Origin of the sequence: uncultured Formosa sp., from assembly GCF_947500765.1 — a bacterium.
GTDB lineage: Bacteria > Bacteroidota > Bacteroidia > Flavobacteriales > Flavobacteriaceae > Formosa.
In genome coordinates this window covers 40,738-63,077 of record NZ_CANMTH010000002.1, presented here as the reverse complement: position 1 = coordinate 63,077, position 22,340 = coordinate 40,738, and the positions used below count along the sequence as shown (strand labels likewise).

The 22,340-nt window shown below is 33.0% G+C and carries 18 protein-coding genes; 4 read left to right on the top strand and 14 right to left on the bottom strand.

The window, feature by feature from the left end; all coding sequences use genetic code 11:
• Positions 1-157: 157 nt before the first annotated feature.
• The gene (locus Q1B05_RS03380; RefSeq protein WP_299777583.1) at positions 158-2,356 is read right to left on the bottom strand and encodes a patatin-like phospholipase family protein; all 2,199 of its coding nucleotides are present in this window, start codon (positions 2,354-2,356) and stop codon (positions 158-160) included.
• Positions 2,357-2,393: 37 nt separating this feature from the next.
• Entirely contained in the window at positions 2,394-4,187 is a 1,794-nt protein-coding gene (uvrC, locus tag Q1B05_RS03375) for an excinuclease ABC subunit UvrC (RefSeq protein WP_299777581.1), read from the bottom strand.
• Positions 4,188-4,299: 112 nt separating this feature from the next.
• Here uvrC and Q1B05_RS03370 point away from each other — a divergent pair, with 112 nt between their 5' ends.
• From Q1B05_RS03370 to Q1B05_RS03355, 4 genes are read left to right on the top strand one after another with little or no spacing between them, the layout of a single operon-like run.
• Positions 4,300-4,722, top strand: a complete 423-nt coding sequence (locus Q1B05_RS03370; RefSeq protein ID WP_299777579.1) for a RimK/LysX family protein — start codon at positions 4,300-4,302, stop codon at positions 4,720-4,722.
• Positions 4,722-5,600, top strand: a complete 879-nt coding sequence (rimK, locus tag Q1B05_RS03365; RefSeq protein ID WP_299777577.1) for a 30S ribosomal protein S6--L-glutamate ligase — start codon at positions 4,722-4,724, stop codon at positions 5,598-5,600. Before Q1B05_RS03370 ends, rimK begins: the two co-directional genes overlap by 1 nt.
• 3 nt (positions 5,601-5,603) lie before the next feature.
• Positions 5,604-6,575: a succinylglutamate desuccinylase/aspartoacylase family protein gene (locus Q1B05_RS03360; RefSeq protein WP_299777575.1), complete on the top strand. Its 972-nt coding sequence runs from the start codon at positions 5,604-5,606 to the stop codon at positions 6,573-6,575.
• A gap of 3 nt (positions 6,576-6,578) precedes the next feature.
• The gene (locus tag Q1B05_RS03355) at positions 6,579-7,142 is read left to right on the top strand and encodes a 5-formyltetrahydrofolate cyclo-ligase (RefSeq protein ID WP_299777573.1); all 564 of its coding nucleotides are present in this window, start codon (positions 6,579-6,581) and stop codon (positions 7,140-7,142) included.
• A gap of 58 nt (positions 7,143-7,200) precedes the next feature.
• On the opposite strand, the gene dcp is transcribed toward Q1B05_RS03355, so the two are convergent.
• From dcp to panC, 12 genes are all read right to left on the bottom strand, one after another.
• Positions 7,201-9,327: a peptidyl-dipeptidase Dcp gene (gene dcp, locus Q1B05_RS03350; protein ID WP_299777571.1), complete on the bottom strand. Its 2,127-nt coding sequence runs from the start codon at positions 9,325-9,327 to the stop codon at positions 7,201-7,203.
• Positions 9,328-9,454: 127 nt separating this feature from the next.
• Positions 9,455-10,075, bottom strand: coding sequence for a lipoprotein signal peptidase (locus Q1B05_RS03345; protein ID WP_299777568.1), 621 nt, complete (start codon positions 10,073-10,075; stop codon positions 9,455-9,457).
• Positions 10,076-10,104: 29 nt separating this feature from the next.
• Complete coding sequence (locus tag Q1B05_RS03340; RefSeq protein ID WP_299777566.1) at positions 10,105-10,680, bottom strand: hypothetical protein; 576 nt, start codon at positions 10,678-10,680, stop codon at positions 10,105-10,107.
• A 111-nt stretch (positions 10,681-10,791) separates the two neighbouring features.
• On the bottom strand, positions 10,792-11,172 hold the full coding sequence (locus Q1B05_RS03335) for a TraR/DksA C4-type zinc finger protein (protein ID WP_299777564.1): 381 nt from the start codon (positions 11,170-11,172) through the stop codon (positions 10,792-10,794).
• Between the two features lie 4 nt (positions 11,173-11,176).
• On the bottom strand, positions 11,177-14,581 hold the full coding sequence (gene ileS, locus Q1B05_RS03330) for an isoleucine--tRNA ligase (protein ID WP_299777562.1): 3,405 nt from the start codon (positions 14,579-14,581) through the stop codon (positions 11,177-11,179).
• A gap of 107 nt (positions 14,582-14,688) precedes the next feature.
• Positions 14,689-15,153 (bottom strand): hypothetical protein, encoded by a 465-nt coding sequence (locus Q1B05_RS03325; protein ID WP_299777560.1) that lies wholly within the window; start codon positions 15,151-15,153, stop codon positions 14,689-14,691.
• A 114-nt stretch (positions 15,154-15,267) separates the two neighbouring features.
• Complete coding sequence (locus Q1B05_RS03320; RefSeq protein ID WP_299777558.1) at positions 15,268-17,373, bottom strand: M13 family metallopeptidase; 2,106 nt, start codon at positions 17,371-17,373, stop codon at positions 15,268-15,270.
• Between the two features lie 110 nt (positions 17,374-17,483).
• Positions 17,484-18,845, bottom strand: coding sequence for a DNA repair protein RadA (gene radA / locus Q1B05_RS03315; RefSeq protein WP_299777555.1), 1,362 nt, complete (start codon positions 18,843-18,845; stop codon positions 17,484-17,486).
• On the bottom strand, positions 18,845-19,993 hold the full coding sequence (locus tag Q1B05_RS03310) for an alpha/beta hydrolase-fold protein (protein ID WP_299777553.1): 1,149 nt from the start codon (positions 19,991-19,993) through the stop codon (positions 18,845-18,847). The genes radA and Q1B05_RS03310 overlap by 1 nt, the downstream gene beginning before the upstream one ends.
• An 89-nt stretch (positions 19,994-20,082) precedes the next feature.
• Positions 20,083-21,045 (bottom strand): lysylphosphatidylglycerol synthase transmembrane domain-containing protein, encoded by a 963-nt coding sequence (locus tag Q1B05_RS03305; RefSeq protein ID WP_299777551.1) that lies wholly within the window; start codon positions 21,043-21,045, stop codon positions 20,083-20,085.
• A 3-nt stretch (positions 21,046-21,048) separates the two neighbouring features.
• A complete protein-coding gene (gene panD, locus Q1B05_RS03300) occupies positions 21,049-21,399 on the bottom strand; it encodes an aspartate 1-decarboxylase (RefSeq protein ID WP_299777548.1) in 351 nt (116 codons plus the stop codon).
• A gap of 13 nt (positions 21,400-21,412) precedes the next feature.
• Positions 21,413-22,261: a pantoate--beta-alanine ligase gene (gene panC / locus Q1B05_RS03295; RefSeq protein ID WP_299777546.1), complete on the bottom strand. Its 849-nt coding sequence runs from the start codon at positions 22,259-22,261 to the stop codon at positions 21,413-21,415.
• Positions 22,262-22,340 lie beyond the last annotated feature (79 nt).

Here is a 22,340-nt window from a genome sequence, read left to right as displayed (position 1 = left end):
TTTCTATTCCAAATGTATTAAAAGATAAAAACTCCGTCAAAATTAACTATAGTCTTTTCGTTTTTAAATTATTATATTTTTGTTAACTCAGTCTTCTTAATTTACTAAGATTCCAAAAAGTGTATTAAAGTATTTCTTTTAAAACTAATTATCAATACTAAAACCAAAATCCGATATTAAAAAACCACACACTTTGTTTTGTTTCTGGAGAATACGAATAGGTCGCCTCTATCGGGCCTAAAAAAGAATCCCAACCATAACCAAGAGCGTAACCTGTATAATCTGGAGATGTAAGCCATTCGCCTGATGTAAAGAGATTGTCTTCTATATTTGCAAAATTAGCAGCAGCAATTAAATGATGTTTTTTAGAAAACTCATAATCTATTTTAAATGTAGTTTTCACAAAACCATCTCCTGAAACAGACAACCAATCGTAACCATAAAAGCTTTTAATATTATTAATTAAGTTTCCTCCATACCCTCCTATAGCAAAATTTAAAAACGGACTTTCGTTACTTCCTATACTAAACCCGCCTTCAGACAAAATACTTGCAGAGAATTTATTACTAATTTTAAAAGCATAACCAAGATCTGCTTTAGCTATAGAAAATTGATCAAAATCTGTATCACTTTCAGACGCATAAAAATACAGATGAAAATCGCCATTAAAATAAAATCCATTCTTAGGGAAGTATTTATTATCATAGGAATCGTAATTCATTTTTGCAAACCCACTAAAATAATTACGGTTTTCAAAAGTACTTTCTGATGATTCCGGTGTTTCTATAATTGTTTCAGAAGAGATTTTTAAATATTTATGTTCTGCTCCTAAACTTAATGCCATGTCACTCAAGAACTGAGTTTGTATGTAAAATTGATTTGTAAAATCTTTTAATTCTGTATCTATTTTATTTATACCGGGATCTGCTTCTCTTAACAGAATATCTGCTGCAACATTTTTATTAAACTGGTTATAACGCGATCGCAAACCTATACTCCAATAAAATCCTTTATCTATATAATATTCAAAATTATAACGCAAATTATCTCCTAAAATAAGATCAAAAGACATTACGTCGTTATTGGTTAAAAGGCGTTTAGTTGTAATATTTACCAAGGCTGCACTTTTATACAAATCGTCGTAATGCAATGCCAGTTTAAGTGCTGTTTTCTTAGTACTTTCTTTAATATTTGTAATTAAATCGAAACCATGTTTATTTTTAGAAGGTCTTAAATCGTAAGTAAAACTATCAAAGTTATTTGTTGCTATTAGGTTATTTACACCATCAGAAAAATCAATATAACTTACACGTGTATTACTTTTTAATTTTAACTTACCTAAAATGTAAGCCCGTGAATAGGTATCGTTTCCGTGAATTTGAATACCATTAATAGAAATAGAATCTAAATGTTTTATTGGAGGCATTTCTTTTCGTTTAGCATGTTGTTTTCTTGCTAAATCCTCTAACTCACTAAGGTGTTTTTTTGCTGCTAAAGCCCCATTTTCTATAATTTCGGCACCTTGATCGAAAGAAATTACATTGAAATTTTTAATATCTGGCGTGATATAGATATCGGTTGCTTCGATTTTTTTAACCATATCACTCAGTGTTTTATAATTCTGTATTTGATATAAAATCTCTGTAGCAGACTTTAAGTCTTTACTTTTAGACAAACCATCCTGCACGTCTACACCTATAATTATATCCATCCCTTTGGCTTTCATTTCACCTAACGGATAATTATTAACAACACCTCCATCTATATACACATTATCATCCATATAAACGGGCTGAAACAAGGTTGGCAATGCACCACTAGCCATAACTGATTGCGCCAGATTACCACGCTCTAGCTGCACGGCCTTACCTGTTTCCATATCTGTGGTCATACAGAAAAACGGAATAGGCAACTTACTAAAATCTGTAGTGTTTTTTACGTGCAACGTAAGTTCCGATAACAAATTAAAGGTATTCTGACCTCGAGACAAAGCAGTGGGTAAACGCAGCTTAAAACCATCAAACGGTAATGTTAAGGCATAACGTTCTGAGTTTTCACGTTCATAAAATGTTTTCGCTTCACGCGGAATATTATCAATAATAATATTATCGAAATTTATAGTCTTAAAAATAGAATCAATTTCTATTCCAGTATACCCAGAAGCATATAACGAGCCTACAATAGCCCCCATACTTGTTCCCGCAACATAATCTACACGAACACCTAAACTATCTAAAACTTTAATCACACCAATATGTGCTAATCCTTTAGCTCCTCCTCCACTTAAAACAAGTCCGACTTTTAAATCGGTAACAGATGGTGTTTTTTGTTCTTGAGCATGAACAAAAACACTCATAAAAATGATACTAAAAAATAGAATTACGCGCATGTAATTATGGAGTATGATAATAATTAAAAATTTTATTTGCTCTCGAGAAACCTACTACAGCTTCTAAATCTTTTAAAGACGCATTAGAAACCCGTTTTACAGATTTAAAATGACTTAATAATTCTACAATTGTTTTTTCACCAATTCCAGGAATGGTTTCTAATTCTGTATTTAGAGCACTTTTGCTACGTCTATTTCTATGGTGTTCTATACCAAATCTATGTGCTTCGTTTCGTAATTGCTGAATAATTTTTAAAGTTTCACTTTTCTTATCTAAATATAACGGAATTGGATCTTCTGGATAAAATAATTCTTCTAAACGCTTTGCAATCCCAATTATTGCAATTTTTCCGCGTAATCCTAAATCATTTAATGCATTTAACGCCGAAGATAATTGCCCTTTCCCTCCATCTATAATTATTAGTTGCGGCAAAGGCTGCTCTTCTTCGACTAAGCGCTTGTAACGTCTAAATACAACTTCTTCCATAGATGCAAAATCGTCAGGACCTACAACTGTTTTTATATTAAAATGTCTATAATCTTTTTTACTTGGTTTTCCGTCTTTAAAAACTACACAAGCTGCAACTGGATGCGTTCCTTGAATATTTGAATTATCGAAACATTCAATATGGCGAGGTTCTTCATGTAAACGTAAATCTGTTTTCATTTGTGCCATTATACGATTTACATGCCTATCTGGATCGGTAATTTTTATTTGTTTAAAACGCTCCATACGATAGTATTTTGCATTGCGTAAAGACAAATCTAAAATTCGTTTTTTATCTCCTAACTGCGGAACAGTTACTCTAACATTTTCGCCTATACTCACTTTAAAAGGTACGTATATTTCTTTTGAATTAGAATGAAAACGCTGACGAATTTCTGTAATTGCTAATTCTAATAGCTGCTTATCTGTTTCGTCTAATTTTTTCTTAATTTCTAAAGTATGAGAACGAATAATAGAACCATACGATAACTGAAGAAAATTAACATACCCAAAACCCTCGTCGCTCATAATAGAAAACACATCTACATTACTAATCTTAGGATTCACAATTGTAGATTTTGCTTGATAATTTTCTAAAACCTCAATTTTTTCTTTAACTTTTTGAGCGGCTTCAAAGTGTAAATCGGCTGCCAATTGTTGCATCTGATTTTTAAATTGGTGCAAAGAATCCTTAAAATTACCTTTTAAAATCTCTCGAATGGCGATAATATTTTTATCGTATTCCGCTATCGATTCATAATCTTCACAAGGCCCTTTACAATTCCCTAAATGATATTCTAAACAGACTTTATATTTACCGGAATCAATTTTAGATTCAGATAAATCGTAATTACATGTTCTTAACGGATACACCCCTTTTATTAAATCTAAAAGGGTATGAATGGTTTTAAAATTTGTGTACGGACCAAAATATTCAGAACCATCTTTTATCACTCTTCGTGTAGAAAATACACGCGGAAAACGTTCTTTTTTTATACAAATCCAAGGGTATGTCTTATCATCTTTAAGCAGAACATTATAACGTGGCTGATGTTTTTTTATTAAATTATTTTCTAACAACAAAGCATCGGTTTCTGTCTCGACCACAATATGTTTAATCTCTACAATCTTTTTTACAAGAACTCTGGTCTTTCCGCTATCGTGATTTTTGGTAAAATACGACGACACACGCTTCTTTAAGTTTTTGGCTTTTCCTACATAAATAATAGTACCATTTGCATCAAAATACTGATATACGCCTGGCGAACTAGGCAACGTTTTTAACTTAATTTGTAATGCGGTTTCATCCATAAATCAAATATACTATAACAATATTAAAACCAATTTTCATTATATAAATTTTATCATATTATATAGTACTTTTTATTCAACATTAAATATCTTTCGCCCTTTTAACACCAACATGGATAAACGATATATAGGTCGGGTAGATAAATTTGATTTTCCGAAATTAAATTTATTTAACATAGATGTAAAAATAGATACAGGAGCATATACTTCTGCTATACATTGTTCCGAAATCAAAGAAGAAAACAACACTTTACGTTGTACTTTTTACAGTAAAGGCCACCCTAATTTTAGCAGTGAAGAAGTTGTATTTACAGAATACACATTTACAAACGTTAAAAGTAGTAATGGCATTAAAGAAAATAGATATAAAATAAAATCTGAAGTCATAATTTTTGGTAAAACATACAAGATAAACTTAACTTTAAGCACTAGAGACGATATGAGGTTTCCTGTACTTATTGGAAGACAATTTTTAAAACGAAAATTTCTAGTCGATGTCGATCTTCAAAACTTATCATTTAATTTAAAAAGCTAATGAATATTGTAATTTTATCAAGAAACGCAGAACTTTACTCTACAGACAGATTGGTTGTTGAAGGAGAAAAACGTGGCCATAAAATAGAAGTTATAGATCCACTAAAATGCGACATTATTATAGAAAAAGAGAAACCTACTATTTTCTATAAAAATCGTTATTTAGACTATGTAGATGCGATTATACCGCGTATTGGTGCTTCGGTTACCTTTTATGGTTGTGCAGTAGTACGCCAGTTCGAAATGATGAATGTGTTTACCATTGTAACCTCAGACGCCATACAGCGTTCTAGAGATAAACTGAGATCGTTACAACGTCTTAGTAAAGCAGGAATAGGCATGCCAAAAACGGTGTTTACCAATTACTCTAGAGATGTTGAAGAAGTGATTGCTCATGTAGGAGGCACACCTGTAATTATTAAATTATTAGAAGGTACTCAAGGTTTAGGTGTGGTTTTAGCCGAAACTAAAAATGCAGCAGAATCTGTACTTGAAGCTTTTAATGGTTTACAAGCTCGTGTTATTGTTCAAGAATTTATTAAAGAAGCAAATGGTGCCGACTTAAGAGCCTTAATTGTAGACGGGCAAGTTGTTGGAGCCATGAAACGCCAAGGAAAAGAAGGCGAATTTAGATCTAATTTACACCGTGGTGGATCTGCAAATATTATAAAATTAGATGAAGCCGAATTAAAATTAGCAATAAATGCAGCCTCTGCTTTAAAACTCCCTGTTTGTGGTGTCGATATGCTACAATCGTCTCGAGGTCCATTACTTTTAGAAGTAAACTCTACTCCTGGACTAGAAGGCATAGAAGCTGCTACAGGTAAAAATATTGCCAAAAACATCATTACCTTTATTGAGCGTAATGCAAAACGATAACGAATGAATAACAAGGATGTTTTACACGTTTTAGGTAAAAAAATTCTCCCTGGAGAAAGTGCCGAGATCAGTTTTGATGTCGCCAATTTGCACACCTCTTCTAGTGTAGATGTTCCTGTTTTTATAGAACGTTCTAAACGCCCTGGACCAACCGTTTTATTTACAGCTGGAATTCATGGAGACGAAGTAAATGGTGTAGAAATCGTGCGCCAACTTATAGCAAAAGGCATTAATAAACCTAAACGCGGAAGTATTATTTGTATTCCAGTAATTAATATTTTTGGGTTCATAAACTTAAAACGAGAATTCCCTGACGGCCGTGATTTAAACCGTGTATTCCCAGGAAACGACAACGGATCGCTTGCAAGCCAAGTTGCCTATAAATTAATTCACGAAGTTATTCCATCGGTAGATTATGTTGTCGATTTCCATACAGGAGGTGCAGGCCGTTTTAATGCCCCGCAAATTAGAATTGAAAAACAAAATTTAGAATTAGACGAATTAGCGAAATCCTTTGGCGCTCCTTTTGTAATGTATTCTAAAAACTTAAGTAAATCCTTCCGTTACACCTGCTCTAAATTAGGTATTCCCATGCTTTTGTTTGAAGGAGGAAAATCTATTCATTTAGATGCAAATGTAACGAACACAGGTGTAAATGGAGCAAAGCGTGTTTTAGCGCATTTAAACATGCTTAATGCAAAATTTAAAATCACTCCCCCAAAGAAACCATGTGTATTTATTTTAGAAAGCAGATGGCAACGTGCAAATTACTCTGGATTGTTTAGACCTACACTAGATTTAATGTCTTCAAAAGTAAAAAAAGGAGATATCTTAGGAAATATAACAGACCCATATGGTAAGTTTAACGATTATGTGAAAGCAGAAATAAGTGGTTATATTATTAATGTAAACGAATCTCCAATTGTTTATCAGGGAGATGCTCTTTTTCATATCACAAGAAAACTGAAACAATAATTCATGACTAAATCTGAATTACGCACATTATATAAAACAAAACGCAAAGCCCTATCGCTAGACGCTTGTGATGATCTAAGTTTAGAAATTTCCAATCAGCTTTTAAAGCTTCCCATTTGGAACAAATCGTTCTATCATATTTTTTTAACTATTGAAGAACAAAAGGAAATAAACACAGAGTTCATCCTGAATATTCTTTCAGGGAAAGATAAAAATATTGTAATTTCTAGAAGTGATTTCAAAACTGGATTGATGCACCAGGTTTTACTTACAGACGCAACAACCATTAAAAAAAATGCGTATAATATTCCTGAGCCTATAGATGGTATTCCTATACCAAACTCAAGTATTGAAGTTGTTTTTATTCCGCTTTTAGCATTCGACAAAACAGGGAATAGAATTGGATATGGCAAAGGTTTTTACGACCGTTTTTTAGAATCCTGCAACCCTGAAACAATTAAAATTGGACTTTCTTTTTTTGAAGCTGAAACAGAAATATCTGATATTTACGAAAGCGATATCCCTTTAAATTACTGCATCACACCAAAACATGTTTACACCTTTTAAAACAAAAAGCCCGCAATATTATACTGCGAGCTTTTGTTATTATTAGTGAGTTATCTTCTTAATCTATTAAGCCTCTATTTTTTAACATCGGTTCAATTTTTGGGCCCTGACCTCTAAAATCATGATACAGTTTTTCAAAGTCTTCAGTGTTTCCACGAGATAAAATCATATCACGAAAACGCTGTCCGTTTTCAGGTGTTAAACCACCATTATCTTCAAACCAAGCATACGCATCATGATCTAACATTTCTGTCCATAAATACGCATAATATCCAGCAGCGTAACCATTACCCCAAATATGTAAGAAATATGTAGAACGATAACGTGGTGGCACAGTCTTTAAATCTAAATGTGTACGTTTTAACGCTTCTTTTTCAAAAACATCTGCATCATCAATTTTAACATCTTTAGAAATAGTATGCCATTGCATATCTAAACTTGCTGCAGACACAACCTCCGTTAACGCATACCCTTGATTAAACGTAGATGCTTTTTTAATCTTATCGATTAACGTTTGTGGCATAGGCTCTCCAGTTTCATAGTGCTTAGCATAATTGTTTAGTATGGTAGGATAAAGTGCCCAGTTCTCGTTAAATTGAGATGGAAACTCAACAAAATCACGTGGTGTGTTTGTTCCTGATAAACTTACATATTGTTGATCTCCGAAGAAACCATGTAAAGCATGTCCAAATTCATGAAACATTGTAATAACATCGTCAAAACTCACTAAAGCAGCTTCCCCTTCTGCAGGCTTAGTAAAGTTACACACATTATATATTACAGGCTGTGTTTCTAAAAGTTTAGATTGGTCTACAATATTACTCATCCAAGCACCACCAGATTTATTATCACGTTTATAATAATCACCATAAAATAATCCAATTTGACTACCATCTTTATCTATTACATCGTAAACACGCACATCTTCCTGATATACAGGTAAATCTTTACGTTCTTTAAATGTTAAACCATATAATTGATTCGCAGCATAAAACACACCATTTTCTAATACATTCCATAATTCGAAATAGGGCTTAATCTGAGTATCATCTAAATCATATCTTTCTTTTCTAACTTGCTCTGCATACATATTCCAATCCCAAGCTTCCAGTTCAAATCCACCTTTTTGCTTATCAATTAATGCTTGAATATCGGCAGCCTCTACTTTAGCTTTAGCTACTGTAGCAGGAACCAATTGATCTAAAAAGTCTTGAACAGCCTTTGGCGTTTTTGCCATTTGGTTTTGAAGTTTCCACGCTGCATAATTTTCATATCCCAAGATAGAAGCTTGTTCTGCACGAATTACAGCAATACGTTCAATTATTTTTCTAGTATCGTTTTCATCTCCTTTCGAGGCACGTGTCCAAGAATTAGTAAATAATTTTTCACGTGTTTCGCGATTAGTCAAGTTTTGTAAGCTTGGCTGTTGGGTTGTGTTTTGTAAAGGTAGAGTCCACTGAGTCTTTTCCTCATTAGCAGCTGCACTAATTTCTGCTTCAGACAAACCTGCTAAAGCCTCTTTATTATCTACAACCAAAGCACCTGACTTTGCTGCTGCCAATAATAGATTAGTAAACTTAGCACTTAACGAGGCTACTTCCCCATTTAATTCTCTTAGTCTTAACTTATCTGTTTCTTTTAAATTAGCCCCTGCTAACACAAAACGCTGATAATAATACTCTACCAGATGTTTAGATTCAGAATCTAATTTAAGAGATTCTCTAGAGCTGTACACTGTTTTTACTCGTTCAAACAATTGAGAATTTAAATAAATAGCATCGTTATGTTCTGCAAATTTTGGCGCTAACGCTTCTTCAATAGCTTGTAACTCTGGATTAGTATTTGCACCAGATAATAAGTTAAACACATTTCTAACTCGCATTAATAACTGACCACTTTTTTCTAAGGGCACAAAAGTATTTTCAAAAGTTGCAGCTCCAGGTGTTTCTACAATTGTTTTAATTTCTTTTAATTGTGCTTTCATACCTGCATCCATAGCGGGCAAAAAGTCTGTGTTTTTAATTTTATCGAAAGCAGGTGCTTGAAAGGGTAAATCGCTTGCCGCAAAAAATGGATTTGTTGCTGGTAATTCGTCTTTTATTTCTTCAACTTTTTTACCTTCATTTTGGCAAGAAGTTGTTAAAATAACAACGGCGAATAAAGCAAACACTGATAATTGTCTCATAGTTTTAAACTTTATTTATATACTTAAAATTTGATTTTAAAAACGTTAAATCATATCTGTTTTCATGAATGTAAACCACCTTCTTTAAAACAATAATGAGTTAAGTTATTATATTTTTTTTTTAAAATTAATCTTTTGGAAATCCTTTTTTATTAAACAACAATAACATAACAAATCCTGTACTAATAGCTACATCTGCAACATTAAAAACAGGCTCAAAAAAGGTGAAAAATTTTCCGCCCCAAATCGGCAACCATTCTGGTAAATAACCTTTCCATATAGGGAAATATAACATATCTACCACTTTACCATGAAGTAAAGAATCGTAACCACCTTCTATTGGCATAAACGAAGCTATTTGCCCGTGACTGTCATTAAAAATAAGACCATAAAATACAGAATCAAGAATATTACCTAAAGCACCTGCAAAAATTAAAGCAATTGCTATGGTGAGTAAATAATGCCCTTTATTTTTTATGGTGGCATATAACCAATATCCGATACCAAATATGGCAAAAATCCTAAAAACAGTAAGTGATGTTTTAGCAGTTCTGTCTGTAATTGACGAGGTAAAATCACTAATTTTAGTTCCCCAAGCCATACCCTCATTTTCAATAAAATAAATTCGAAACCAATTAAAAACAGTAACATCCTCTCCTAAAATAAAATGTGTTTTAATATATATTTTACTTATTTGATCGATTAGTAGAACAACAAAAATAAGTAAACTGGCTTTTTTTAAGGACATGCTTTGACTTTTGAACAAAAATAAGAATATTATTCTGTTTTAATTACACTTATATCACCTTGAATAGACTTTAAATTTAACTGATTTTTTCCTAAAGCCAATGGCTGAAGGTTTACTACCCCATGTCTTGAAAAAGCATTAACAGTCGCATAATTAGTTTCTACATAAATAGAACCATTTATTGTATTAACGCGGGCTGAACCTAAAAACGACAATAAATTACATTGTCCTTGATTTAACTCGATAAAAGCAGACTTAAAAACGCCTTCTGCCACGACACTAGCGATATCACTTTTTATATTAAAATTTATATGTTTTGGAACCTGAATATCTAATTCTATAGACATAAGTTTATGTGCACTTAATTTATCGTTATCAGCTTCAAATAATGGTTGAAATCTTGTAGAAATGAAAAGGGTATCATTACTTTTTCTTGCAATCACAATCATATCCTCGCTATGTTCTCCATCTATTTTGGTCTGAATTGAGATTTCACTAGTTTTTAATGCTCGAACATGTATTTTAAAACAATTGGCTCCATTAATTTGAAGTGTAGAAATATTTTGAGCATCAATTATTTTATCGACCCGTTTTTGAGCGCTCAATACAGAACAATATAAGCAGATAATAATTAACAATATAGATTTCATAAAAAAGCAGAAAACGCCTTAACATATTCATGTAAGGCGTTTAATTTTTTAAATTTAAAAGTACTTTTATTGCATATTCTTAGCTTCGATACTAAGTGTCGCGTGTGGTACTAATTTTAAACGTTCTTTACTAATTAATTTACCTGTTACACGGCAAACTCCGTACGTTTTATTTTCTATTCTAATAAGCGCGTTTTTAAGATCACGAATAAATTTTTCTTGACGAATCGCTAATTGCGAATTCGCTTCTTTACTCATTGTCTCACTACCTTCTTCGAACGCTTTAAAGGTCGGAGATGTATCGTCTGTCCCGTTATTTAAATCGTTTTGGTATGCACTCTTTATTAAATCTAAATCACGTTTAGCTTTTACAATTTTATCCTGAATTAACTCTTTAAATTCGGCTAGATCCTTATCGGGGTATCTTACGTTTACGTCTACGCTCATAATGTTAGTGTTTTTCAATAAACAACTTGGTTTCAATATCATCAAAAGTAATATCAATTCCGTTATCTATCAGGTCCATAATTTCAAGTTCGGCTGTTAGGGTCTCTGCCTTTATATATTCTAAATTTGTTGCTACAGCCTTTACAATATCATCATGTTTTTGAAGCTTAACAGTTATACGGTCAGTAACTTCAAATCCTGAATCTTTTCGTAAATTTTGTATTCTATTTATTAATTCTCTTGCAATTCCTTCTTTTCTTAATTCTTCAGAAATTGTAATATCTAATGCAACAGTTAAATTACCTTCGTTAGCAACTAACCAACCTTCAATATCTTGTGATATAATATCTACATCTTCACGTCCTAAAGTAATACTTTTTCCATTAACCTCAACGTCTATACTACCGCTTTGCTCTATTTTTTTAATATCTTCTGAAGTCATTTTGGCTATTTCACTAGCTATCAACTTCATATCTTTTCCAAAACGAGGGCCTAAAACTTTAAAATCTGGTTTTATTTGTTTTACTAATATATCTGATGCATCTTCAAGAAGCTCAATCTCCTTAATATTAACTTCATGCTTTATTAAATCGGCAACTGCTAAAATCTCTTCTTTCTGTTCCTTAGTATCTATAGGAATCATGATTTTTTGCAATGGCTGGCGTACTTTAATTTTTTCCTTGGCACGTAACGATAATACCAATGATGAAATAACCTGAGCACGTCCCATTTTACGCTCTAAAGACTTGTCTATAATAGATTCATCAAACACAGGAAACTCAGCCAAATGTACACTTTCAAATGTTTCTTTTTGTGTCACTTGTGTTAAGTCTCGGTAAAGTTTATCCATGAAAAATGGAGCTATTGGAGCACCAAGTTTTGCAATGGTTAACATACACGTATATAATGTTTGGTACGCCGAAATCTTATCTTGTTCGTAATCGCCTTTCCAGAAACGTCTTCTACTTAAACGCACATACCAGTTACTTAAATAATCTTGTGTAAACTCTGAAATAGCACGTGCCGCTTTTGTTGGCTCGTATTCAGCATAATACTCATCTACACGTTGAATAAGTGAATGTAATTCTGATAAAATCCAACGGTCTAATTCTGGACGTTCGGCTAATGGAATATCTGCTTCACTATAGCTAAATTTATCTAAATTAGTATATAAACTGAAGAATGAATACGTATTATAAAGTGTTCCGAAGAACTTACGTTTTACCTCTTCTATACCTTCACTATCAAATTTTAAATTATCCCACGGATTTGCATTTGCAATCATATACCAACGCGTAGCATCTGGACCGTAAGCTGTAAGTGTATCAAAAGGATCGACAGCATTACCTAAACGCTTCGACATTTTTTGTCCGTTTTTATCTAACACCAATCCATTAGACACCACATTCTTATAAGCTACAGAATCGAATACCATAGTCGCAATCGCGTGAAGTGTATAAAACCATCCACGTGTTTGATCTACGCCTTCTGCTATGAAATCTGCTGGATACGATTCGTTTCCGTCAATTTTTTCTTTGTTTTCAAACGGGTAATGCCATTGTGCATATGGCATAGAACCAGAATCGAACCACACATCTATCAAGTCACTTTCACGTTTCATTGGTTGGCCTGAAGCAGAAACTAAAGTAATTTGGTCTACAATGTTTTTATGTAAATCGATTTGTGCATAGTTTTCTTCAGAATTATTTCCAACTTCAAAAGTTTCGAAAATATCTTTTTCTAATACGCCAGCTTCAACAGCCTTAGCCATTTCTGCTTTTAATTCGGCAACAGATCCTAAACATATTTCTTCTTTGCCATCTTCGGTTCTCCAAATTGGTAACGGAATTCCCCAATAACGTGAACGCGATAAATTCCAGTCGTTAGCGTTTGCTAACCAATTTCCGAAACGACCTGTTCCTGTAGATTTTGGTTTCCAGTTAATGGTGTCGTTAAGCTCTACCATACGTCCTTTAACGTCGGTTACTTTAATAAACCAAGAATCTAGTGGGTAATATAAAATAGGTTTGTCTGTTCTCCAACAATTTGGATAACTGTGCTTATATTTTTCAACCTTAAAGGCTTTATTTTCTTCTTTTAAACGAATAGCGATTTCAACATCTACAGAACGTTCTGGAGCTTCACCATCGTTATAATATTCATTTTTCACATACTTACCAGCATATTCTCCCATTTCTGGTCTGAATTTACCTTGTAAGTTTACTAACGGTACTAAGTTTCCGTTTTCGTCTTTTACCAATAGTGGTGGAATTTCTGGCACGGCTTGTTTTGCAACTAAAGCATCGTCTGCCCCAAAAGTAGGTGCAGTATGTACAATTCCTGTTCCATCTTCTGTTGTTACGAAATCACCTGCAATAATTCTAAAGGCATTTTCAGGATTATCGTTAGGCAGTGCATAAGGCATTAATTGCTCGTACGTAATTCCAACTAAATCTTTTCCTTTAAATTCTTTTACAACGTAAAACGGAATTTTCTTATCACCATGCTTATAATCTAACAATGCTGGTTTAGCATCGACTTGGAAAAACTTACCTGCAAATTGTTTTGCTAATAATGGTTTTGCAAGCACCACATTCATCGGTTCGAATGTATATTGGTTATAAGTTTCTACTAAAACGTAGTCAATTTTATTTCCAACAGTCAAGGCCGTGTTACTTGGCAATGTCCATGGCGTGGTTGTCCAAGCTAAGAAAAAGATATCGCCTTCGTCTTGTAAAAAGTCTGGTAACGAATCTGCATTCGCTTTAAACTGCGCCACGATGGTTGTGTCGGTAACATCTTGATAGGTTCCTGGCTGATTTAATTCGTGAGAACTTAAACCTGTTCCTGCTTTAGGAGAATACGGCTGAATGGTATAGCCTTTATATATTAATTTTTTATCGTAAATCTGTTTTAACAACCACCATACACTTTCCATGTATTTTGGTTCGTAAGTAATATATGGATCGTCCATATTTACCCAATACCCCATTTTACGGGTTAAATCGTTCCAAATACCAGTGTAACGCATTACGGCAGTACGGCAAGCAGCGTTATAATCTTCTACAGAAATGGTTTTACCAATATCTTCTTTGGTAATCCCTAATTCTTTTTCAACACCAAGTTCTATAGGCAAACCATGCGTATCCCAACCTGCTTTACGCTTAACTTGAAACCCTTTCATGGTTTTGTAACGTGGAAAAATATCTTTAATAGAACGCGCTAAAACATGGTGTACACCAGGTAAACCATTTGCAGATGGTGGTCCTTCAAAAAAGACATAAGGTGCCTTTCCTTCTCTAGTTGTGATACTTTTTTCAAATATATTTTTCGACTCCCAAAAATCAAGAATTTCTTCTGCGACATTTGGTAAGTTAAGACCTTTATATTCAGGAAATCTCATGCTCATCGGTTCTATTTTCTTATAAGAACGCGAAATTAATGAATTTTAAGAAAACAGCGGTGTTAAACCACAAAAAAACCGATTGAATTTAATCGGGGTTAAAAATTACTTTTTTACTTATTTTTATATTCGTTTTGAAAGCGTTTGGCCTTTATTAAAAGTAAGTCTTGTTCTTTGTAATCTATATTAGAAGTAGATATGATTTTACCATGATTAAGATAGATTTTTTTATCCTTCGCAACAGAAGATCGAACTGTTACAGCAACCAATTTATTATCCTTAAAATAATAACTTTCTATTCTCGAATTTCCAGTTTCTTCAATATTTTTTATGCGATACAAATTATTAGTATTCGCATTGAAATTAATGTAATATTTAAATGTCCCTAAATCTTCTTCTCCATTTACATCTGTTAAAGCACCTTCTACGAATGATTCTTCTAAGGATTTATCCTCATCAACTTTAGACATATAACTATCTAAATTACTCACCAATTTGTCGTCATTAACATGTTTAGACGTTCCGCAAGACCACAATGTGATACATAATAAAATTAATAAAATTCCTTTTGTTTTCATGTTGGTTTTGTTTTTTAAAATTGCAAATACAATTCTATACTAAAGCCAAAGGTAAAAGGAAACCCCCGAACACATTGTCGGGGGTTTAAAAATTATTAACTCAAATGAATCAAATTACCAGATTTTAACTCTGTTTTCTGGTGCGATATACATTTTATCTCCTTCTTTAATACCAAATGCATCGTAAAAAGCATCGACATTTAAAAGTGGTTGTACTGCACGATTCATTCCTGGAGAATGTGGATCTGTTTTTATTTGATTTTTTAAAGCATCTTCTCTAGATAAACTTCTCCAAACCGTAGACCAAGACATAAAGAAACGTTGTTCTGGAGTAAATCCATCAATATTTTCTGGTCTTCCATTCTTTTTAAAACTCATTTGTAAAGCATCATAAGCAGCATTTACACCACCTAAATCTCCAATGTTTTCACCTAAAGTAAATTCACCATTAATATAAGTATCAGGTAACACTTCTATTGCGCTGTATTGATCTGCTAATGCTTTTCCCAACTTAGTAAACTCTTCTAAATCTTTATCTGTCCACCAGTTATTTAAGTTTCCATTTTTATCGTAACGTGCTCCAGAGTCATCAAAACTGTGAGAAATTTCATGACCAATTACGGCTCCAATTCCACCATAATTTACAGCATCGTCTGCTTGGTAGTTGTAAAAAGGAGGTTGTAAAATAGCTGCAGGAAATACAATCTCATTATAAGATGGATTAAAATATGCATTTACCGTTTGTGGAGACATTCCCCATTCTGTCTTATCTACAGGTTGTCCTAATTTATCGATATCTTCTTGAAAATTCCAAACTCTAGCATTTTGTATATTTTGAAGATATGTACCTCCGTCTTGTGGACTTGTAATTTCTAAAGCAGAATAGTCTTTCCATTTATCTGGATAAGCTATTTTTATTGTAGTTGCTTTAAGTTTTTCAATAGCTTTTGCTCTAGTGTCTTCACTCATCCAAGGCAATACAGAGATTCTATTTTCAAATGCTTTAATTACATTTTTAATCATTTCTTCTGCTTTCACTTTAGCTTCTGGCGGGAATTTTTTATCTACATATAATTTCCCTAATGCTTCACCTATAGTACCATTAACAGTTTGCAAAGCTCTCTCATTACTTGGGCGTTGTTTTTTCGCTCCACGTAATGTTTTATTATAAAACTCCCAATCTGCTAATTCTATATCGCTACTCAATAAACCAGCGGCACGATTAAAGGCAGACCAACGTAAATATGCTTTCCAATCGTTCACATTATTTTTTGCTAGAATAGATTGTAATGCTTCTATATATTTTGGCTGACTAACAATTACCGTATCTAATTTTTTAGCACCAATTCCATCAAAATACGCTGTCCAATCTATAGCTGGAGCCATTTTTTGCAAATCTGAAACTGCTGTAGGATTATATGTTTTTCTACGATCTCTTAATTCTACTTTATCCATTTTAGGCTCCGCTAAACTGGTTTCGAATGCCAAAATTTGTTTTGCTTGTGCATTAGCAACATCTTCTGTATCTCCCAAAAACTGAAGCATTTTAGTAATATGTGCTACATACAAATCTCTTTTTTCTTTAGAATCGGTATCGTCTTTAACATAATAATCACGATCTGGAAGACCTAAACGCCCTGTTCCTAAATATGCTGCGTTTTTATTACTGTCTTTTGCATCTGCACCTACACCAAAACCAAAGAATCCAGCTCCGCCTTTAGGTTCCATTTCTATTAAATAGCTTTCTAAATCTTTAACATTATTTATAGCATCAATTTTAGCTAGAATAGGTTTTAAAGGCTCTATACCTGCTTTATTTCTAGCAACGGTATCCATTATAGTTTCGTAAAGAAAAACTGCTTTTTCTTGATCTGACCCAGGAAGCAATTCTATTTTATTAACATCTTTATCGTCAGACATTGCTGATTTTAAAATATCTAAAACATCTTCATCTGTTTTTTGTCTTAATTCATCGAAACTCCCCCATCTTGATCTATCATCAGGAATTGTGTTATTTTTTAACCAATTACCATTTACATATTTAAAAAAATCGTCATTAGGCTTCACCGAATCATCAATATAATTTAAATTGATTCCGGGAACAACTTCTTCTTTAACGGCTACCTCTGCGGCTTCCTTTTTAGGCTCATCTTTACAAGCTGTTAAGCTTCCAAAAGCTATGGCACTAAGCACAGATAACTTTAAAATATTAGTTTTCATATATTTAAGTTTGAATTGAATTTTTTAATTATTTAAAAAAGTGAATACATACAAAGTGTAGTCTTCTTTTTCCTTAAAAAGTTACTATATATTTGAAATATTTACTAAAATCACACAATTAGATCTACTAAATCTTCAATTTTAGAAATCAATTGAATTTTAATCGCCTTTGGTTTAAGAGAAATTTTATTATACTTAGATACAAATATGGTTGAAAACCCTAATTTTTCGGCTTCCTGAATACGCTGCTCTACACGTTGTACTGGACGAATTTCTCCAGACAAACCTACTTCTGCAGCGAAGCAATAATCTTTTGCCAAGGCTTCATCTTCATTAGAAGATAAAATGGCAGCAACAACAGCTAAATCAATCGCAGGATCGTCTACTGTTATTCCTCCTGTAATGTTTAAAAACACATCTTTTGCTCCTAGTCTAAATCCAGCTCGCTTTTCTAAAACAGCCAACAACATATTTAATCGTTTTGCATTGAAACCGGTTGCAGATCGTTGTGGCGTACCATAAACAGCAGTACTTACCAATGCCTGGACTTCAATCATTAACGGTCTCATACCTTCTAAAGTTGCAGCAATTGCATTACCACTTAATTCTTCATCTTTTTTAGAAATTAAAATTTCTGAAGGGTTAGAAACTTCTCTCAAACCAGAACCTTGCATTTCATATATACCAAGCTCGTTGGTCGATCCAAATCGATTTTTATTAGCTCTTAGTATTCTAAATACATGATTACGGTCGCCTTCAAATTGAAGCACCGTATCTACCATATGCTCTAAAATTTTAGGTCCAGCAATATTACCATCTTTAGTAATATGCCCTATAAGAACTACAGGTGTTGATGTTTCTTTAGCGAACTTTATAAGTTCTGTAGTACATTCTTTTATTTGAGAAATACTCCCCGAAGACGATTCTATATAATCACTATGTAGGGTTTGAATAGAATCTACAATAACAATATCGGGCACTAAAGCTTCAATTTGCTTGAAGATATTTTGTGTTTTTGTTTCTGTTAAAATGTAGCAGTTGCTATTATTTGGATTAATGCGTTCTGCACGCATTTTTATTTGCTTCTGACTTTCTTCACCAGACACATAAAGTGTTTTGTAAGGTAGTTTTAAAGCTACTTGTAGTAATAATGTACTTTTTCCTATTCCGGGTTCTCCTCCTAAAAGTGTTAAGGAACCTGGAACAATTCCGCCACCCAATACACGATTAAATTCTTCATCAAATGTATCTAATCGTGCTTCTTTTGAAGCATCAATTTCATTTATTAAAAGTGGTACAGAAGACCGTTTTGTATGGCTTGAAGCAGGTATTTTCCAATCGCTTTTTTCAGGCGTTTGAATCACTTCTTCAACTATAGTGTTCCATGCTTTACATGAATTGCATTGGCCTTGCCATTTCGCATATTGGGCACCACAACTCTGACAAAAAAATGTAGTTTTTACTTTCGCCATTAATATCCAAAATCTGCTTTAAGTCGGTTTGCACGTTCAATCATATCGTCTTTTGTTAAACCTGCGATTTCATCGAAAATATAAGACGATTGGTATGTTTTCATTGCTTTTTTAGGCTGATTTGTTTCCTCATAATAACGTGCTAAATAATATTGACCTAGCAACGTTTCTGGGTATGATTTTCGAGCCATTTTACCTAACTCTTCAAAATCTTCAAATTCAGATTTCTTTTCTATTGCCGCAGCAACCGCTTTAAAATCGTTTATTAAAATTGTTTTTTCTACCCCGTATAATTCTTGAATAGATTTGTATTTATTTTTAAGATAATCGATAGCAGGCTCATCCGAAGCCATAATATCTTTTTCGAATTCTCCAGAAGTAATTGGCTGATATACATAAAAAATACTTTCCAATGCTTTTGGAACCGCTTGTGCGACTACAGAATAATGAGTTAATCCATCAAACTCTTTATAGTCATATTGTAAGTAATCATTTTCAATGTTTTTAATCGCTGTATTTAACAAGTATGTTCCTTTTTTCACAGACTTAAGATCGTCTGTAGTTGTTGCTAAATAATAAAACGTTTTTTTATCTATTTTACCTAAACGATCTGGAATGTATTTAGTCATATTTGGAGCCAACTCTGGACTAATTACTATATATGCCTGAAATAGAGGATTAGATTTTAACAAAAAGTAGTTTATAAAATTAGCCGTTTCCCCATGCCCTATAGCCAAACTAAAATCTTCTGTTCTATAGTTCTGTTTAATATATGGTAACAATTCCATACCAATAAACTCATAAAATTTCGCACTACTATCTAAAGGCAATGAGTTTTGTTCAGAGAACATTGTATCGTTATATCTGCTTTCAACTTGATTAATTCCAACAACGATAACTTCAGGAACATCCTCCCAATATGAATAATAATCTATATTTCCAGCAACAACTTCAAATAAATAATCGCCATCTAAAACAACTACTATTGGATATTTTTTCTCGGTATTCTCGCTATAATTTCTTGGCAGCTGAATTTTTAATTTTCTTGTCGCATCAAGTTTCTCTGATCTTATTGTTTCATAAATAGCTTGGGCTGAAACAAATTGACATGAAAATAGTAGTATAAATAGGTAAAGTAATCTTTTCATTTTTAGCAAGGTTAGTCCTACGCAAGGTATGAAAATACTTTTTTTGTTGAAAAAAAACTTCTACGTTAATTAGATAATCTTTTAAAGGCCTATTTTATATTGAATTTTCTGTTAAAAACAGGAAGAAATAAAAGGGAAAGGCCTCCGCAAATAATGATTAATAACGTCTGTGAAGACCACATAATCCAGCCAAAGGCGATACTTGGACCTTGTGCAATTCCGAATAAAGAAAATGCGGCATACACAGCAACAGGATAAGAACCAATTCCGCCATTTGTAGCTGCAATACTAAAACTTGCAGAAATAAATCCGACCAAAATTGCACCTAAAGCGATAGGTTGCAATCCTTCAATCGCAAAAGTGGTGATGTAAAACATTAAAACATACATGGTCCAAATGAATAAAGTATGAACTATAAACATCCACTTTTTCTTCATTTTAAAAATACTTAAAACCCCTTCTATTAAACCTAAAACAAAGGTTCTAATTTTTATAGCCAACACCGAATTACTTTTTCTAATATAAATAAGAAAAGCTAGCCCCAAGACACTAAGTACTACCATTGCCATGATAACTTTTGGCAAATTAAATTTTGAAAGAAAAAAATTAAAAATAAAATCGAATTGTAAAAAGAGTGTCACCAATATAATACTAAACATAACAATAAGATCTGCAATGCGCTCTGCAACCACAGTACCAAAACCTTTATCGAAAGGCACGCCTTCGTAAGTAGTAATTACAGAAACACGAGCAACTTCACCTGCCCTTGGAAGGGTATAATTTATTAAATAAGCTGCAAAAACTGCCATCACACTATTAGGCAGTTTTACATGATACCCCATTGGTTCTAACATAAATAACCAACGATATGCGCGTGACAAATGACTAAGCAAACCTAATATGGCGCCTAGTAAAATCCACCAATAATTGGCATTTTTAAAGTACACTAGAAGTTCACTTATCGAAACCTTGGATAGCGAATATGCTATTAAAAAAACTCCCAATAAAATTGGGAGTGAAATTTTTAATATTTTAGATATTTTTGGATTCAATAATTAAATGAGCTTATTAGTTGCCTCGTCTGGAAAAACTAACGACGGCTTAAATGTTTTGGCTTCTTCCAAATCCATTATACCATAAGTAATCAAGATTAACACATCTCCTGTTGCTACACGTCTTGCGGCCGCACCATTTAATGTAATTTCACCACTATTACGTGGCCCTGGAATAGCGTATGTCTCTAAACGTTCACCATTGTTATTATTTACAATCTGAACTTTTTCACCTTGAATAATGTTCGCGGCATCCATTAAATCCTCATCAATAGTAATACTACCAATGTAATTTAAGTCGGCACCGGTACATTTTACCCTGTGAATTTTCGATTTTACTACTTGAATTTGCATGTGGCAAAGATAATTAATTTAGTGCTAAATTGTCTATTAATCTTATATCGTCGGCATATACTGCAACAAACGCACGATATAAGGTGTTTTCTATTTTATTTTCTATGGTTTCTAAAGTTTTAATATCTGCAATTACAAAATATTCCAACTTTAATAAGGGATGGTTTTTAAACTGATTCTCAACCCATTCTGTTACTTTACTAGCACGTTCTGTGCCAAACTTCACTTTAGCTTCTTGTAATGTTTTATAGATAAACGGTGCTGCCTCAGCATATTCTGGCTTTAATCTTACATTTCGAGAACTCATAGCCAAACCATTAGACTCTCGTAAAATCTCACAAGGGACAATATTTACAGGAATATTGAAGTTATCAACCATCTTTTTAATTATGGTTAATTGCTGAAAATCTTTTTCTCCAAAATAAGCATGATCAGGAGTTACAATTTCAAACAATCGTTTAACAATAGTCCCGACACCATCAAAATGGCCTGGTCTAAACTCCCCTTCCATTTTATGTTCAAGCCCATCAAAATCATAGTGTACAGACGCTACATCTTCTCCGTAAACATCTGCCACTTCTGGTGCGTATACTAAAATAGCATCAGACGCCGTTTGTAATAATGCGACATCACGATCTAAAGTTCTTGGATATTGCACCAAGTCGTCTGCGTTATTAAACTGGGTAGGGTTTACAAAAATGCTTACAACAAGTGCATCATTTTCTTTTAAAGCTCGTTTTACAAGAGACAAATGTCCTTCATGTAAAGCTCCCATAGTTGGAACTAACCCCAAGGTCTTACCTTGAGATTTTAATAGTTCTATTTCTTTTTTTAATTCCGATTGTACTGTTATTATCTTCACCCTAAATAAAAAATTAACGGAGGCAAAGTTATTATTTTACTCGCAATCTGCATAAATTTTTGTAATTTTGCTTGTTTTT